The organism is Photorhabdus africana (assembly GCF_035181445.1).
GTDB lineage: Bacteria > Pseudomonadota > Gammaproteobacteria > Enterobacterales > Enterobacteriaceae > Photorhabdus > Photorhabdus laumondii.
In genome coordinates this window covers 1-260 of record NZ_JAXBVE010000264.1, presented here as the reverse complement: position 1 = coordinate 260, position 260 = coordinate 1, and the positions used below count along the sequence as shown (strand labels likewise).

Sequence of the window (260 nt, the reverse complement as noted above, 5' to 3'; positions counted from 1 at the left end):
GAGAGGCTTAACCTTACAACACCGAAGGTGTTTTGGTGTTCAGAGGGCAGCCGGCAGAAGCCGGTTGTCAGAAGAGAGAGGAATATTCAGCTTGTTCAGCGATTGATTCGGGTGGTTGTGGCAGAAGAGCGACAACGGCCGGAAGAAAACCGAATATGCCTGGCGGCGATAGCGCGGCGGTCCCACCTGACCCCATGCCGAACTCAGCAGTGAAACGCCGTAGCGCCGATGGTAGTGTGGGGTCTCCCCATGCGAGAGTA

Annotated in this window: 1 rRNA gene; it reads left to right on the top strand. The window is 56.9% G+C overall.

Annotated features, from left to right (window positions below):
• Window positions 1-158 precede the first annotated feature (158 nt).
• Window positions 159-260, top strand: a 5S ribosomal RNA gene (gene rrf / locus SLS51_RS23690); the annotation flags it as partial.